Genomic DNA, 15370 nt, shown 5'->3' on the forward strand with positions numbered 1-15370 from the left:
GTCAGATCTCCTCGCGTGTGTGGGAAGTGGAAGGCATAAGGTCAAGAATGGCGCCCGGCGCATCTTCCGCGTCGTGGGTGACCAGGATGGCCGGGATCCGGCGCGCGGCGATGCGTTCGAACACCAGGGTGCGAAAAGCCGATCGCAGGGGCTTGTCGAGGCGGGAGAAGGGCTCGTCCAGCAGCAGGGCTGCGGGCTCGGCGAGCAGGGTGCGCAGCAGGCTGACCCTGGCCTTCTGGCCGCCGGAGAGCTGACTCGGCAGCTTGTCGGCCTCGGCGGCCAGCCCCACTTCGTGCAAGGCGGCCAGCGCGGCCTCCCGCCTGGCGGCCATTCCTTTCATGTGGGCAGGCAGGCCGAACATCAGATTCTCGGTGGCATTGAGGTGTGCAAACAGCAGATCCTCCTGAAACAGCATGCCGATCTGGCGCTGTTGGGGGGGGAGTGCCGTGAGTCGCCGCTCATTGAGATAGATATCTCCCGCCAATCCGAATGGGCCGCGCCCCAGCGTGCCGGGCAACCCCCCCGCCAGGGCCGCCAGCAGGGAGCTCTTGCCGCAGCCGCTCGGCCCCATCAGGGTCAGCACCTCGCCGGGCGCCACCGCCAGGGGCGGCAGCTGGAGCAGGGGCGTGTGGTGCAGGCAGAGGGTGAGGGAAGTGGTGCGCAGCATGGTCAGGGCCTCAGGGCGGGGTTGATGCGGGGGGGCAGCCAGAGTACCAGTCCATAGAGGCAGAGCGGCAGCAATAGCTGCAACTGGCCATAGAGCCCCGCCAGCCGCCGGTTGAGGCCGCTGCCGATGGCTACCGCCTCGGTGGTGATGGTGACGATGCGCCCTGCGCCAAACAGCAGGGTGGGCAGATACTGGGCCAGGCTCACCGCCGCCCCGACCCCGAAGGCAAACAGCAAGGGGCGGGCCAGCAGCGGCGCCTTCACCTGCCACCAGGTACGCCAGGGGCTGGCACCGAGCAGCAGGGCCGCCTGGGTGAGGCGGCCGTCAAACTGGCGATAGGGGCCGTGCAGACAGAGATAGACATAGGGCGCCACGAACAGCAGCTGGCACCAGAGCACCCAGCCCCAGCCGATCCCCCCGCCCAGCAGGTTCACCTGTAGCCGCAGGCCGAACAGCAGGCTGGCCTGTGGCAGCAGCAGGGGCAGGCAGATGAGCCAGAGTGGCCAGGGGCGTTTGCCTTGCTGCGCCTCCAGGCTCAGGATCACCAGCAGCAGGGCGATGGCGGCGCAGGCGAGGGAGAGCAGCAGGCTCTGGCCGAGCAGGGGCCCGAGGGCTGGCAGCAGATCCTGCCAATATTGGGCACTCCACTGCGCAGGCCAGAGCGCCGGAAAGGGCCAGCGCCGGGTCAGGGACCAGAGCAGCAAGCTCGCCAGTACCAGCAGGTTGACGGCGAGCAGGCCCCACACCAGCACGCCGGTCCAATGGCGGTGAAAGGGGGGACTTGTGCGCCGCACGCCATCGAGCTGCAGCGCCTTGCCTCCCTGCCGATGACCCCACTCCAGCAGCCGCAGGGCGGCGAGCAACAGCAGATTGGCGGCAAGCAGCAGCAGGGCGCCGCTGGCGCTCACGCCGCGCCAATGCAGATCCGGGTCCTGATACCAGAGCCAGAGCCGCACCGCCAGAGGGGGCGGGGCATCTGGCCCCAGCAGCTGGGCGAGATCCACCACCGCCAGGCCGTAGGCCGCCACCGCATAGAGGGGCAGGCGCAGGGCGGGCCAGAGGGCGGGCAGCAGCAACCGCCACCAGATCTGGGGCGGGCTGAACCCCATGGTCTGGCCGAGCCACTGCTGACGGGCCATCCTGGCGGGATCTTGCGCCGACAGCGCCATCAGCAGCAGAAACGGCGTCTCCTTGAGGATGAGGGCGGCGATGAGGCCGAGTCCGAGGGGGTCGCGCACGCTCTGCCAATCCGGCGGCAGCTCGAAACCGGTGAGCGTGGGAGAGATCAGGCGCAGCAGCCAGCCGGAGGGGGCGAGCAGGAAGGCAAAGCCGATGGCAAAAGCCACGTGGGGCATGGCCAGCAGGGGGGAGAGCAGGCGCTGCAAGATCCCAAACCAGCGGCTCCCGTCCCCATGGGCGAGCACCAGGGCGGTGAGTAGCAGGGCCCCCAGGGTGGAGGCGCCCGCAATCCAGAGGCTGAGCATGAGAGAGTGCCAGAGTCCGGGTTGGCTCAGCAGCAGACCGAGGTTGTCGGCCGCCATGCCATCAACCAGCAGCAGGATCAGACCGCCAAGGAGCGGGGCCCCGAACAGCAGGACACAGAGCAGGATGAACAGGGTGCGCCCCATGCTCAGCGGATTGCCATCTTAAGGGTGATCGCCATGACTCAGCTCACTGGCCATAACGCTCGGCCCAGGCCGCTTCCAGTCGCAGTTGCCAGCTGGGGTGGGGTTCGGCCTGCGCCTTGAAGCGCAAGGCCGGGGCCGTGCCCTGGGGCAGGGCATCCCTTCGCAAGACGCTGGGATCTCCCCAGAATGCGGGATCGGCCTTGCGGGCCTGGGCGGCGGGGCTCAGCAGGAAGTTGGCCACCACCTTGGCCCCGGCACGGGCGTTGGCGTTGAACGGGATGGCGAGGAAGTGGCTGTTGGTGAGGGCCCCTTTCTCCATGGCCAGGGCCCTGACGCTGGCGGGCAGGGTGCCGTTTTGCACCGAACTCTGCGCCTCCTGGGGGTTGAAGCTGATGGCCATGGCGAGCTCACCATCGTCCAGCAACTGCTTGGTCTCGGCGGCGCCGGTGGGGAACAGCTTGCCCTTGCGCCAGAGCGTGGAGTGCAGTGCGTCGAGCCAGGCCCAGAGTGGGACCGTCTGGCGTTGGAATTCGGCATCGGTCGCCTCCCGATACAGCGGCGCAGGATCGGGCGTCAGCTCCAGCAACATCTGTTTGAGGAAGCTCGAGCCATGAAACTGGGGTGGTTTGGGATAGGTGAAGCGGCCGGGGTGAGCCTTGGCCCAGGCGAGCAGGGCCGCCGCCGAGGTGGGCGGCGTCTTGACCTCGTCTTCATTGACCATGAGGTTGAGCTGACCTATGCCCCAGGGGGCTTCCAGCCCCTCCACCGGCACGGTGAAGTCTTCGCTCACCGGCAACTGCCCATCCACCAGCGCCATGTTCGGCAGCTCCTGGGTAAACGGTGCCCCCAGCAGCCCCTGCTCCTTGAGGGCCTTGAAGTTCTCGCCGTTGACCCAGAGCAGGTCGATGGGGCCACCGCTCTGCTTGCCCGCCTGCCGGTCGGCGAGCAACTGGCTCACGCTCTGGGCGATGTCGTCCACCTTCACCTGCACCAGCTTGACGCCGTACTGGCGAAGCACCTCGCCGCTCGCCCACTGCAAATAGGCGTTGATCTCGGGGCTGCCGCCCCAGGCGTTGAAATAGACGCTCTGCCCCTTCGCCTCCGTGAGGGTTTGCTGCCATTGGGGATCGCTCGCGGGGGCTGCCTGCAGGGGGCCCGCCATCAGCAGGGGCAGGGCGGCCAGTTGCAGGGGGCGCAGCAAGGTGCGAAGCAAGGCGGAAATCTTGGGCATGATGATGACCTCTGGATAGATTCAGGCGCCGCGGCGCCAACCGTGATAGCGGTTGAGCCAGGGCAGCAGGCGGTGCAGCTGGTGGGCCCGTTGCCACTCCCCGGCCAGGTATTTGTTCCCCTCCACCAGGGTGGGATAGGGATGAATGGTGGCCAGTATCTTGCGAAGGCCGAGCCCCTGCTTCATGGCCAGCACGAACTCCGCCAGGCGCTCCCCCGCCCCCTCGCCGACGATGGTGGCGCCGAGGATCCTGTCCTTGCCGGGTGCCGTCAGCACCTCCACGAACCCTGAACGCTCCCCGTCGACGATGGATCGGTCGAGCTCTGCCATCTCGAAGCGGGTCAGCTCGAAGGGGATGGCGCGGGCGCGGGCCTCCCCCTGATTGAGGCCCACTCTGGCGATTTCCGGGCTGGTGAAGGTGACGGTCGGGATCACGTGATAGTCAGCCTTGAAGCGCTTGAAGGGGCTGAACAGCGCGTTGACGGCGGCGTACCAGCCCTGGTGGGCCGCCACGTGGGTGAACTGATAGGGGCCGACCACGTCCCCCACCGCCAGCAGGCTGGGGTAATTGGTCGTCAGATACTCATCCACCGCGACGGTGCCGCCGGGCGAGAGGGTCACGCCCAGCGCCTCCAGCCCGAAGCCGCTGACGTTGGCGACCCGGCCGAGGGCCAGCAGCAGCTGATCCCCGTCCAGCATCAGGCTCTCGTCATCACGGCGCAGGTGTAATCGAATGGGTTGCGACTCGGTTTGCGAGCCTTCGGCTGATGGCCGGTAGTCGACCCGCTCGGCGCGCCAGCCGATCAGCACCCGCACGCCGTCGGCTTCCATCCGGGCCTGCAACAGGGCCGCGACGTCGGGTTCTTCCCTTGGCAACAACTGGGGAGCCAGCTCCACCAGGGTGACGGGGACCCCGAGCTGGGCCAGGCTCTGGGCCAGCTCGCAGCCGATGGGGCCGCCCCCCAGCACCAGCAGGTGGCGCGGCGCTTCGCGCAGCTGCCAGAGGTTGTTCGAGGTGAGGTAGGGAACCTCTGCCAGCCCCGGCAGATCCGGAATGCGGGGCCGGGCGCCGGTGGCGATGACGATGTGACGGGCAGAGAGGCGCTGGCCGTCCACCTCCAGCTCCCAGGGAGAGACGAGGTGGGCGGTGCCTTCAATGCACTCCACCCCCAACCCCTGATAGCGCGCCACCGAGTCATGGGGCTCGACGCTCTTGATAACCTCAGCCACCCGGGCCATCACGGCGGCAAAATCGGCCCGTGAGCGAGCCGGCGTGAAGCCGAGTTCGGCCGCCCGGCGCTGCTCGGCAGCGAAGCGAGCGCTTCGGATCAGCGCCTTGGAGGGGACACAGCCGGTATAGAGGCAATCTCCCCCCATCCGGTGGCGTTCGATGAGTCCGACCCTGGCCTTGACGGCGGCGGCGATGTAGCTGGTGACCAGACCACCGGCGCCGGCGCCGATGACCAGCAGGTTGTAGTCAAAGCGGGCGGGCTTCTGATAAGGGGCGTGCAGACGGCGCAATGCGAGGCGCGCCATCAGCAACTTCATCAACCAGGGCATGAGCCCCAGCAGGGTCAGCGCCAGGATGAGGCCGGGGGAGAGGATGTTGCCGGTGCTGGTGAGGGTCGCGAGCTCGGAGCCCGCCAGCACGTAGACGAAGGTGCCGGGCAGCATGCCAAGCTGGCTCACCCAGAAGTAGGTGCTGACTCTGATGGGGGTGAGCCCCATCAGCAGGTTGACCAGAAAGAAGGGGAAGAGGGGGATGAGGCGCAGGGTCAGCAGGTAGCTGGCGCCATCTTTTGCCATCCCCTGCTCGAACTGGGCCAACCTGTCGCCAAAGCGCGCCTTGACCCAGTCGCGCAGCAGGAAGCGGGCGCTGAGAAAGGCGAGGGTCGCGCCGAGGGTGCTGGCAAACGACACCAGCAGCAGCCCCCAACCGATGCCGAAGACGGCGCTGCCGGCGAGCGTCAGCAGGCTGGCCCCCGGCAGGGAGAGGGCGGTGCTGAGCACATAGACGGCGAGGAACAGCAGGGCGGCCTGGCCGAAGTGGGCCTCGACCCAGGTGGCGGCCGCGGTCTGGCGGGCCTGCAACTCGGGCAGGCTCAGGTAGCGGCCGAGATCCAGGGCGAAGAAGGTACCGACCAACCCGAGGATAAGCAGCAGCAACAGCAGGCGAGAGCGGCTCATGGCTGCGGTTTATCCTGCTGGGAAGGGGAAGTGTCACTCTTTATCGGGTCGGCGGCGACGCGGGTTGTGGACGCGGTGCCGCGCTCGGGTTGCACCGGCAACTGGCAGAAGCCCTGGGGGGCGATGTCGAGGGCGGCATTGAACTTGGCGGACATATTCTGGAAGGCGATGAGGCCGGTCAGCTCCACCATGGCATCGTCGTCGAACCAGGGCCTGAGCCGGGCGACCTGCTCGTCGCTGACGCCATCCAGTCCCGTCATGGCCTCGGCGTAGTCGAGCACGGCCCGCTCCTGCTCATCGAACAGGGGGCTGGTGCGCCATTGGGCAAGGGCCTCGACTTTCTCGCTGGAGCCCGCCCGCTTGATGAGGGTCATGGCGTTGATGTCGACGCAAAAACGGCACCAGTTGAGCTGGGAGACCCGTACCGTGACCAGGGAGCGCAGCACGGGCGTGATGGGAGAGCGCTTGCGGTTGATCACCCCATACAGGGTCGCCACGGCGGCGAACAGGCGCGGGGATCGGCCCCAGCACTTGCCGGGGATCAGCACCTGGCCGTAGTTGCGTTTTTGCAGCCAGAAGAAGGGGCGGATAAACCAGGCATAGTCATGGTCGGGTTTCACCTCGATGCGCATCTTGACCTCAATCTTTCATCTTGGGTTTATAGGCCTGGCCGAGACGCTCGTTCAGACGCTCCTTGAAGTCCAGGATCCGGGCGCGGTTGGCCCCGAGATCGCTGCGGCCCTGGCGGGAGGCGGAGCGCATGTCGACACGGGTCTCCTGGGGGCCTTTGAAGATCCTCAGCGCCACGTCGTCCTTAAAGCCGAACCAGGGGCTGGTGACCACGGCGTCGAGCCCGCTCTGTGTCTCCCTGACGCGCCAGCCGAGCTCGGTCATCAACTCCTCGGCCTCGGCCAGCACCTCGGCCGGGGAGGCCTGGGTATAGAGAGGACCGGGGTTGCCGGTAAATGCTTGCAAGGGGGCGGCATTTATTGGCAGATCCTGCGCCGTTCTGAGCTCTTCGGCCCAGGTGAGGCGGGGAGGGTTGTAGGGATCCGTGCTGACGTCGTTGGTCAGCGGCGCTCGCAATGCCTGCACCAGAAACAGCAGGGGCAGCAGCAGGGGCGCTATGCCCCAGATATCCGGCCAGAGATTGGTGGTGCGGCGACGGCGCCAGGGCAGGCGCAGCAGCAGACAGAGGCTGAGGAGGGCCCCTCCCAGACAGAGGATGAAGCCAGCCCACCAGGGCCAGAGATGAATGCGACTGCCAAGGGCCCCCCCGAGGGGCAGCAACCAGGCCAGCAGGGGCCACCACAAAAAGCTGGGCATATCAGGGATCCACGGATTTTGATGGGCAATGCTCAGAAGGATAAACTTAATTAACTGATAACGTTAGTAAATTCATCCATATTACATAGCCTTGGCCTCGGTGGAGAGCCAGATGCCAGCAAGGGTGGAGAGAGGGCGGGACTTCGGCAGAGACAGCAGGGACGGGAAGGAAGAGGCCGGGCCATTGCGGGAGGGGCGAGATGCAGAGGGAATGGCGAGAGCAAGCAGGGGCGACGGGCGGTCGCCCCTGCTACCGAGCGCGGGGCTCAGCTGCGGTAGAGCACCTTGATGAGGTGAAAGCCGAACTTGGTGCGCACCGGCCCCAGCACGGTCAGCAGCTCTCCCTTGAACACGGCGTCGTCAAAGGCCTTGACCATGTCCCCCTTGGAAAATTCCCCCAGATCCCCGGAGCGCTTGCCGGACGGGCAGGTGGAGAAGCGCTTGGCCATCTGGCCGAAGTCGGCACCCTTCTCGATCTTCTCCTTGATCTCGAGGCACTGCTTCTCGGTCTTGACCAGGATGTGCTGGGCACAGGCTTTCTTCATGGGGGGCTCCTCGGCGGATCGCAAATGACTGAAACGGACGGCTGAACAGGGCTGGCTAAAAACCAGGGGCGCAAGATTACCCCAAATCTGCTCAGGCGTCAGCCGCCGGCTTGCGCTGGGAGGCGCCTCTTTCAGCCTCGGGCATCGGCGGTCAGCCGTGCCCGGGGGCGAGCCTGCCAGAGGATCTCCAGCCCCAGCAGGGCATAAAGGCTCCAGATGGCCAGCGGGTTGAGCCACTCTCCCCCGAGTTGCAGGGTAAGCAGGGCGCCACCGGCGAGCAGCAGGGTGACGCCGGGCAGGCGCCAATGGACGGGCAGGGGGGCCAGCATGGCCAACCCCAGCAGCAGGGCGAGGCCGAAGGGCAGATTGAGGGCGGTGAAGGCCAGTGCCTGTTGGCCGTTCATGCCGGTCAGCAGGGCGAGCAGGGCACTGCAACAGGCCAGGAAGGTGATGAATTCGAGTCGGTCGGCGATGTAGTCCGCCATCTGTTCGCTACGCATGGGCATGGAGTCTCTTCTTGCATCGGATGGGAGAAGTGTGGGGCAGGGGAGCGGCCAGTGGCAGCGGGATAAATCGATTGGATTGAACGAGGCTTTCACTTTTTCGGTTCAAGTTGTTGATTTAAACTTGTTTTCTCGCCCATTCGCGGCTGGTCAAGCCCCCGGGATGCAGGCATGATGTCAAGTAACGCTTGACGCCCATGGGGGCCGGAACATCGCGGCTCCGACAGAGATTGTCGCGCGGCGCCTGCGAAGGGGCTGTCAGACTTGCCGGGGGGGAGAAACGGCCCCGGCGCCGGTTTTTTACCCATGAGTGTCCAGAGAGTGTCCAGTTTTACCCGTCGAGGGCCAGGTTTTCGCGGGCAGACCCTGCGAGGCGACCCGGGACGGGGAAAGGCGGTGCCAGAATAGAGGGGACTGTGTGGGGGGCAGGCGCTGCGACCCCGGACGAGGTTATGCTAGGATGAGCGGCGCTTGTCAGGGGCCAGTCCCCATTATCATTCTAATTAATACAGCAATTTAATCACGTTATGCGGGGAAACCGACGTTTGACAGGATGCTATCCTCTCCTGCCTGCAGGGACCAGAACGCCTGGACGATATTTTCGCCCTGGGCTCGGCACACTGCTCGCCCTCTGCCTCTTGTTGCTGGCGATGCCCGCCATGGCCGCCAAGCTGACCTATCAGGTCAAAGGGGTGAAGGGGGAACAGAAAGACAACGTCGAGGCTTATCTCAACGCCCTGCCCGTCTATCAGGAACGCCAATACCGCACGGCGCGCACCCGGATCACCGAGGAAGTGCAAAAGGCGCTGCAGGTCTATGGCTACTACCAGCCCAAGATCACCCTGACCCGTGACAAGAAGGCCCCCGCCAAGGTCGGCATAGAGATTGACAGAGGCAAGCCCGTGCTGGTCTCCCGCCTCGACATCCTGCTGGAAGGGGAGGCGGGCAACGACGAGATCTACAGCGCCCTGCTGGACAAGCTGCCTCTCAAGGAAGGGGATCCCCTCAATCACGGCATGTACGAGTCCATCAAGGCGGATCTCGGCAGCCTGGGGCTGGCCCGCGGCTACTTCGACGCCAGGATCAGCAAGAGTCAGGTCAAGGTCTTCCCGGATCAGGGCAAGGCGGAGATCTATATCGTGTTCCGCTCCGGCCCCCGCTATCGCTTCGGTGACATCCACTACGATGCGACCCCGGAAGCCCTGCGCCTCATCAAGCCCCTCATCAACATCCAGAGCGGTGAGCCCTATCTCGCCATCCGCCTTGCCGAGATGTCCCAGGATGTCTCCTCCACCAAGCTGTTCAAGCAGGTGGATATCAAACCCATGATCAGCCAGGCCAAGGATCACCGGGTGCCGGTACAGGTGACCCTCTCCAATCGGGTCGATCACGAGATCGAGGTCGGTGTCGGCTACGCCACCGACGTGGGGCCGCGCATGAGCGCCACCTGGGAGAAGCCCTGGGTCAACCGTTACGGTCACAGCCTCTCCAGCACTGCCAAGGTCTCGGCGCCGGAAGCCGAGCTCAGCTTCGACTACCAGATCCCGGTGGGCAACCCGCTGCGGGATTACTACTCCCTGCAGGCGGGCTACCAGTACACCAACAACAACGATACCCGTTCCGATCTCACCAGCATCGGGGTGCACCGCTGGAAGCGGCGGCCGGAGAGCTGGGACAGAGACGTCTTCTTGCGTCTGGAGAACGAGCGCTACGTGCAGGGCAACGACGAAGGCAACAGCCTCTTGCTGATCCCCGGGGTCTCCTGGTCACGACTGCGGGTACGCGGCGGCCTGGTGCCGGAGTGGGGGGATCGCCAGCAGCTGACCTTCGAGTTTTCCAGCCCCTACTGGGGATCGGACATCAACTTCATGCGGGTGTGGGGACGCAGCAAGTGGCTGCGCACCCTGGGGGAGGATCACCGCTTCCTGATGAGGGTCGAGCAGGGTGCCATCGTCGGGGATGACTTCTCCCTGGTGCCGCCCTCCCTGCGTTTCTTCACCGGTGGCGATCAGACGGTGCGTGGCTATGGCTACGAGACCATCTCGCCACGGGATGAGGACGGCAAGCTCACCGGCGGTCGTTACACCAGCGTGGGCAGTCTGGAGTACAACTACCGCATCAGCGAGAAGTGGCTGGGGGCCCTGTTCGTGGATGCGGGCACCGCCACCGTCGATTACAGCGAGGCCTGGAAGATAGGGACGGGCTTCGGGGTGCGTTGGGTGACCCCCATCGGGCAGGTCAGACTGGATCTGGCGGTCGGCATCTCCGAGGAAGACAAGCCGCTGCGGTTGCATTTCGCGTTGGGGCCGGAGCTATGATGCCGAGACTTCCACTGTTTGTTGAAAATCCTGCGACATTACACGCTGCAAAAGTCGCGATTGAAAGCGTGATTCATCTTCATTGGCCGCTGCGGCTGCATTTCTCGCTGGGGTCTGCATCGTGATCTGGGTAAAACGCATTTTCTTGTGGTTGATGGGCATCATCTTCCTGCTGCTCATCGGCGTCAGCCTGCTGGGCTTCACCCATCAGGGCAACAAATGGCTGTGGCAACAGGCAAAATCCGCCCTTCCCGCCCTGAAAGGGGAGCTGGTGGCGGGTCAGCTTGGCTACGGCTGGACCCTGGAAGGGGTCGGTTGGCAGGATGGGCTGGTGGATGTCACCGTCGAGCGAGCCGTGCTGGACTGGGATCTCGGCAAGTTGCTGCAGGGCAAGCTCTGGATAAAGTCCCTGGACGTGACCCATCCCGTGGTGCGGGTCGCGGAATCGGAACCCGCGGTGGAAGAACCGTCAGAGCCCTTCGTCTGGCATCCCTTGCCCCTGCGCATCCAGTTCGACAGCCTGAAGGTGGCGGATCTGGATCTGGTGGTGCCCGGGGTGGCGGTGACCTTGAAGGATCTCGACATCGGCGCCACCTTGAACCGGCAGGGGCTCGTCGTGCGCGGCCCCGTGTTCGACGGGCTGACCATCACCCTGGCGGATGCCAAGGAGGCCAAGCCTGCCGACGGCAAGGGGCCGGCAAAAGCCAACACTCCCCCCTCCGGCGCCGCCGCCACCCAGTCAGCCAAGGATGAGTCCCGTGTCGTGGTGAGCCTGCCCGCCGAGCAGAAGAGCAAGTCGACAGGCAACACCAGGAAGAGCACGGCCGACAAGGTGGCGCCCGGCAAGCCGGAGCCCATCGTGCTGCCCGCCATTCGTCTGCCATTCCCCATCGAGCTGCAAGGGCTGAACGCCACCCGGGTGCGCTACCAGCAGGGTGAGCTCATCGAAGGGCTCGACAGTCTGCTGCTGACCGTCTCGGCCAAGGAGGAGCGCATCGATGTTCGCGAACTCTTCCTGCGCCACGACATGGCGGATCTCGCCCTGCACGGTCATGTGCGCCTGGTGGATGACTATCCCCTCGACCTGACCCTGGATGCCAAGGCCCGCAAGGGGCTCAAACAGTGGGAGCTCGACAGCGAGCAGGCCAGCCTCAAACTGGACGGTTCAGTGGGCAAGCTGGCGCTGGCGCTGCAAGCCAAGGGGCCGGTCGCCGCCAACCTCAAGGGCACCCTGGCGGCCCTGGATCCCGACTTGCCGTTCGATCTGGCGCTGGACTGGAAGCGTCTGGGCTGGCCGCTGCACAAACCGGCAAAAGAGGAGCCGAGCTATCAGCTGGACAAGGGCAGCCTGAGTGCCAAGGGCAAGCTCTCCGGCTATCAGTTTGCCTTGAACACGGGGGGCAAGGGGACGGACGTGCCTCCCTTCAAGTTGGCGATCGATGGCAAGGGGGATCTGACCCAGCTCGGCCGCATCGAGCTGCTGCTCAATGCCCTGAGCGGTGAACTCAAGCTCGATGGCAAGCTGGCTTGGAGCAAGGGCGTCCAGTGGCAGGGCACAACAGAATTCAAGGGGATCAACCCGGCAGAGCTGGTACCCGAGATCAAGGGCAAGCTGGCGGGCAAGATTGCCAGCCGCTTCGAGATGACAGAGGCGGGGCACTGGCAGTTGGCGCTGCCTGAACTCAACATCGAAGGCAAGCTGAACCAGTATCCGTTGGCCCTGAAGGGGAACCTCAGCGGTAACGACAAGATGGAGTGGACCATCCCCTCTCTGGCGCTGCAAAGCGGCCCGAACCGGCTGCAGGCCAAGGGGGCGCTGACCCAGCAGGCCTGGAAGCTGGATGCGGATCTCGATGCCCCCCAGCTGGGCGGCCTCTATCCCGCCCTCAAGGGGGACATCAAGGGTCAGGTGCGCGTCACCGGCAACCAGCAGGCCCCCAGGGTGAATGCGGATCTGGCTGCTGGCCGCCTCGCCTATGACGGCATGGTGCTCAAGGGGATCGCCATCAAGGGCAATGTGCTGGCGTCCGACAAGCCGGCCGGCGAGCTGTCGCTGACGGTGGCAAGCCTGGCGCAGGGGGCGAACAAGCTCTCCGATCTCGCCCTAAACGCCAGCGGCGATCTCAATCGCCATGGGTTGACGCTGACCGTGAAGGGGGAGCCGGTGGCGGCGGATCTCAGCATCAACGGCAGCCTGCGCGGGGATCACTGGCGTGGTGCCCTGTCCGAATTGAAGTTGAAGACACCGCTCAAACGCTGGGCCCTGACGGCTCCCTGGGCGCTGGATGTGGACTTGCCCAAGCAGCAACTGACCATGGGGGATCTCTGTCTCGCCTCGCAGGGCGCCAGCCTCTGCGTCAAGGGCAGCCGCCTCTCGGCAGCCCAGGGCAGCCTGGAGTTTGCCCTGAGCCAGTTTGATCTCAAGCGCCTGCGCCCCTGGATGCCGGACAACTTCCGCTGGCAGGCGGTGCTGTCGGCCGATGGCCGGGCAAGCTGGCGTGGTTCTCAGCCGACCCTGCACGCCACCGTGCGCACCACCCCGGGCACCCTGGTGGCCGATGAGCTGAAGACCGACTACCAGCGTCTGGAGCTCGGGGTCGACTTCGAGCGTCAGCAGGCCGCCATTCGTCTCGATTTCGCCTCCCAGAAGATAGGGAACATCGATACGGATCTACTCATCCGGGAACCCGCCGGACGAGGCCAGCTGTCGGGTCAGCTCAAGTTCGACGATCTCAAGCTCACCGCCTTTGCCCCCCTCATTCCCGAGGTGCGTTCCCTGCAGGGAATAATCTCCGCCAATGCCCGCTTCGATGGCACCTTGGCAGCGCCTCTGCTGTATGGGGAGCTCGCCCTCAGGGATGGGGAGGTGCAGACCCACTCCGACATGGTGACCCTCTCCAAGCTGGTGACGCGCCTCAAGATAGATGGCAACCGGGCAGAGCTTGATGGCTCCATGCTGGTGGGCAAGGGGCCGCTGGCACTGGGGGGCTGGATGAGCTGGGCCAGGCAGCCTCTCACCGGCAGCCTCACCATTCAGGGCAAGGATCTGGAAGCCCAGTATCCCGGCATGGGACGGGTGCGGGTGACGCCGGACATCGCCATTTCCCTCGGGGAAGAGACCAAGGTCAGTGGCAAGGTGGATATCCCCTGGTCACGGATCCTGGTCAAGAGTCTGCCCGATAGCGCCGTGGCGGTGTCGGATGATGTGACCGTGATCTACGACGACATCCCCCCCGTACCCAAGGCCGAACCCCTGCCGATGGAGATCAACCTCGCCATCCGGATGGGGGATGACGTACGCCTTGAGGCCATGGGGCTCAAGACCAAGGTGGCCGGCGGGCTCAACATCCGCCAGGATCCCGCCAAGCCCCTGTCGGGCAACGGTCAGCTGGAGTTGAAGGATGGGCGCTTCAAGGCCTATGGTCAGAACCTCATCATCAAGGAGGGGCGGATCATCTTCTCCGGCCCCATCGATCAGCCTTACCTCAATATCGAGACCTATCGGGATCCCGATACCATGGAGGACAACGTGACCGTCGGGGTGCGGGTGACGGGTCCGGCCACCAAGCCGAAGATCTCCGTCTACTCCGAGCCGCAGATGGCACAGTCCGAGCAGCTCTCCTATCTGCTCCGGGGCAAGGGGTTGCAGACCGGGGGTGAGGATGGCGGTTTCAACGGCCTGCTGGTGGCGGGAGCCGTCAGCCAGGCCAACGGGGTGGTCTCCGGACTTGGCGAGTCCCTTGGCATGAGCGATATGGCCCTGGACACCGCCGGCAGCGGAGACGATACCCAGGTCACCCTGTCGGCCTATCTGCTGCCCGGCCTGCAGTTCCAGTACGGGGTAGGGGTGTTCAGCCCCATCGCCGAGTTCAAGCTGCGCTACGAGGTGATGCCGAGGCTCTATCTGCAGGCCATGAGTGGGGTAGCCCAGGCGGTGGACATCTTCTATCGCTTCACCCTGTAAGGGGAGGGCATGACTTGGGAACGGGAGGCGCTGGCCTCCCGTTCTTATTTTGGGCAGCCGGTGGCGGCAGGATCTGGGAGGCAAAAAAGCGAAAACCCGGCGCAAGGCCGGGTTGTCTGAAGAGTGGTGGAGGGAGAAGGATTCGAACCTTCGAAGGCAGAGCCGTCAGATTTACAGTCTGATCCCTTTGGCCGCTCGGGAACCCCTCCACAGGGCCTTGCTGGTTTTGATGCATCCCTTGCGAGACACGGCACTTGAATGGTGGAGGGAGAAGGATTCGAACCTTCGAAGGCAGAGCCGTCAGATTTACAGTCTGATCCCTTTGGCCGCTCGGGAACCCCTCCCCAAGTGCGAGGCGCATACTAACAGATCCCTCACCGTTGTGAACCCCTTGCCCAGGATTTTTAATGCTTAAAGGATCGGGTTGACGGCCGATAAGCAATGAAACCCCTATTTATAAGATTTATCTCATGCTACCCAACGCCATTCGCGATCGCCTGCTCGTCGATGAAGCCCAGCTGGGTCAGCGCTTAAACCAGGATCTGCGCCAGGGGGACAGGGCCGACTTCCGGCTACACCTGGCACTGCTGACCGATGCCGTCGACGAGCAGCCCTGGTTCGAGGGGCGTTCTCCTGCGACCACCGAGACCCGTGAATGGCGCCAGCACTTAGGCCTGCCGGCGCAGACGGCCTTGCAGGGGAGTGTGGAGGAGGGGGATGCCAGCGGCATCAACGAGCACCTGCAGCAGGGGGGTTGCGCGCTGGATCTGCAGCTCTGGCTGGCACTGCGCTCCCCCCCCATAGTGGCGAAGACGCCGGTGCTGGCTCCCGCCGTCTACGACAACCTGTCGGCACTCGGGCGCGAACGCTGGCAAGCGAGGCAGGTGTCTGATGCCGTGGTGTCTGCACCCAGAGGAGAAGATCCCCTGTTGATGCTGCCCCTGCTCGATAGATTGAAGGGCGGGGTGGAGGCTGGCCTGCACTGGCTGAGCTGATGGCGG

At 65.0% G+C, this 15370-nt stretch carries 11 protein-coding genes and 2 tRNA genes; 3 read left to right on the forward strand and 10 right to left on the reverse strand.

Features of this window, described 5'->3' with window-relative positions; genetic code table 11:
* Position 1 precedes the first annotated feature (1 nt).
* From ACW5W7_RS13040 to ACW5W7_RS13075, 8 genes are all read right to left on the reverse strand, one after another.
* Positions 2-667, reverse strand: coding sequence for an ATP-binding cassette domain-containing protein (locus ACW5W7_RS13040; RefSeq protein WP_456501992.1), 666 nt, complete (start codon positions 665-667; stop codon positions 2-4).
* A gap of 2 nt (positions 668-669) precedes the next feature.
* On the reverse strand, positions 670-2295 hold the full coding sequence (locus tag ACW5W7_RS13045; protein ID WP_456501993.1) for an ABC transporter permease: 1626 nt from the start codon (positions 2293-2295) through the stop codon (positions 670-672).
* Positions 2296-2338: 43 nt separating this feature from the next.
* The gene (locus tag ACW5W7_RS13050) at positions 2339-3526 is read right to left on the reverse strand and encodes an ABC transporter substrate-binding protein (protein ID WP_456501994.1); all 1188 of its coding nucleotides are present in this window, start codon (positions 3524-3526) and stop codon (positions 2339-2341) included.
* A gap of 21 nt (positions 3527-3547) precedes the next feature.
* The gene (locus tag ACW5W7_RS13055) at positions 3548-5713 is read right to left on the reverse strand and encodes an FAD-dependent oxidoreductase (RefSeq protein WP_456501995.1); all 2166 of its coding nucleotides are present in this window, start codon (positions 5711-5713) and stop codon (positions 3548-3550) included.
* Complete coding sequence (locus tag ACW5W7_RS13060; protein ID WP_456501996.1) at positions 5710-6345, reverse strand: carboxymuconolactone decarboxylase family protein; 636 nt, start codon at positions 6343-6345, stop codon at positions 5710-5712. Before ACW5W7_RS13060 ends, ACW5W7_RS13055 begins: the two co-directional genes overlap by 4 nt.
* Positions 6346-6352: 7 nt before the next feature.
* Positions 6353-7039 (reverse strand): DUF1499 domain-containing protein, encoded by a 687-nt coding sequence (locus tag ACW5W7_RS13065; protein WP_456501997.1) that lies wholly within the window; start codon positions 7037-7039, stop codon positions 6353-6355.
* Positions 7040-7305: 266 nt separating this feature from the next.
* Positions 7306-7584: a peptidylprolyl isomerase gene (locus ACW5W7_RS13070; RefSeq protein ID WP_349921608.1), complete on the reverse strand. Its 279-nt coding sequence runs from the start codon at positions 7582-7584 to the stop codon at positions 7306-7308.
* 131 nt (positions 7585-7715) lie between these two features.
* Positions 7716-8090, reverse strand: coding sequence for a hypothetical protein (locus ACW5W7_RS13075; protein WP_456501998.1), 375 nt, complete (start codon positions 8088-8090; stop codon positions 7716-7718).
* Between the two features lie 542 nt (positions 8091-8632).
* On the opposite strand from ACW5W7_RS13075, the gene tamA reads away from it, so the two are divergent.
* Both tamA and tamB read left to right on the forward strand, forming a co-directional pair.
* Complete coding sequence (gene tamA, locus ACW5W7_RS13080) at positions 8633-10405, forward strand: autotransporter assembly complex protein TamA (protein WP_456501999.1); 1773 nt, start codon at positions 8633-8635, stop codon at positions 10403-10405.
* 121 nt (positions 10406-10526) lie between these two features.
* On the forward strand, positions 10527-14369 hold the full coding sequence (gene tamB, locus ACW5W7_RS13085; RefSeq protein WP_456502000.1) for an autotransporter assembly complex protein TamB: 3843 nt from the start codon (positions 10527-10529) through the stop codon (positions 14367-14369).
* A 124-nt stretch (positions 14370-14493) separates the two neighbouring features.
* On the opposite strand, the gene ACW5W7_RS13090 is transcribed toward tamB, so the two are convergent.
* Positions 14494-14578: transfer RNA gene (locus tag ACW5W7_RS13090), tRNA-Tyr, on the reverse strand.
* 50 nt (positions 14579-14628) lie between these two features.
* Positions 14629-14713, reverse strand: a tRNA-Tyr gene (locus tag ACW5W7_RS13095).
* A gap of 126 nt (positions 14714-14839) precedes the next feature.
* On the opposite strand from ACW5W7_RS13095, the gene ACW5W7_RS13100 reads away from it, so the two are divergent.
* Positions 14840-15364, forward strand: coding sequence for a VC2046/SO_2500 family protein (locus tag ACW5W7_RS13100; protein WP_456502001.1), 525 nt, complete (start codon positions 14840-14842; stop codon positions 15362-15364).
* Positions 15365-15370 lie beyond the last annotated feature (6 nt).

Source organism: Aeromonas intestinalis (assembly GCF_054052485.1).

Excerpts from the sequence above, each read along its gene's own strand:
- ACW5W7_RS13040 (WP_456501992.1), bottom strand. The coding sequence starts at position 667 with ATGCTGCGCACCACTTCCCTCACCCTCTGCCTGCACCACACGCCCCTG.
- ACW5W7_RS13045 (WP_456501993.1), bottom strand. The coding sequence starts at position 2,295 with ATGGGGCGCACCCTGTTCATCCTGCTCTGTGTCCTGCTGTTCGGGGCC.
- ACW5W7_RS13050 (WP_456501994.1), bottom strand. The coding sequence starts at position 3,526 with ATGCCCAAGATTTCCGCCTTGCTTCGCACCTTGCTGCGCCCCCTGCAA.
- ACW5W7_RS13055 (WP_456501995.1), bottom strand. The coding sequence starts at position 5,713 with ATGAGCCGCTCTCGCCTGCTGTTGCTGCTGCTTATCCTCGGGTTGGTC.
- ACW5W7_RS13060 (WP_456501996.1), bottom strand. The coding sequence starts at position 6,345 with ATGCGCATCGAGGTGAAACCCGACCATGACTATGCCTGGTTTATCCGC.
- ACW5W7_RS13065 (WP_456501997.1), bottom strand. The coding sequence starts at position 7,039 with ATGCCCAGCTTTTTGTGGTGGCCCCTGCTGGCCTGGTTGCTGCCCCTC.
- ACW5W7_RS13070 (WP_349921608.1), bottom strand. The coding sequence starts at position 7,584 with ATGAAGAAAGCCTGTGCCCAGCACATCCTGGTCAAGACCGAGAAGCAG.
- ACW5W7_RS13075 (WP_456501998.1), bottom strand. The coding sequence starts at position 8,090 with ATGCCCATGCGTAGCGAACAGATGGCGGACTACATCGCCGACCGACTC.
- ACW5W7_RS13100 (WP_456502001.1), top strand. The coding sequence starts at position 14,840 with ATGCTACCCAACGCCATTCGCGATCGCCTGCTCGTCGATGAAGCCCAG.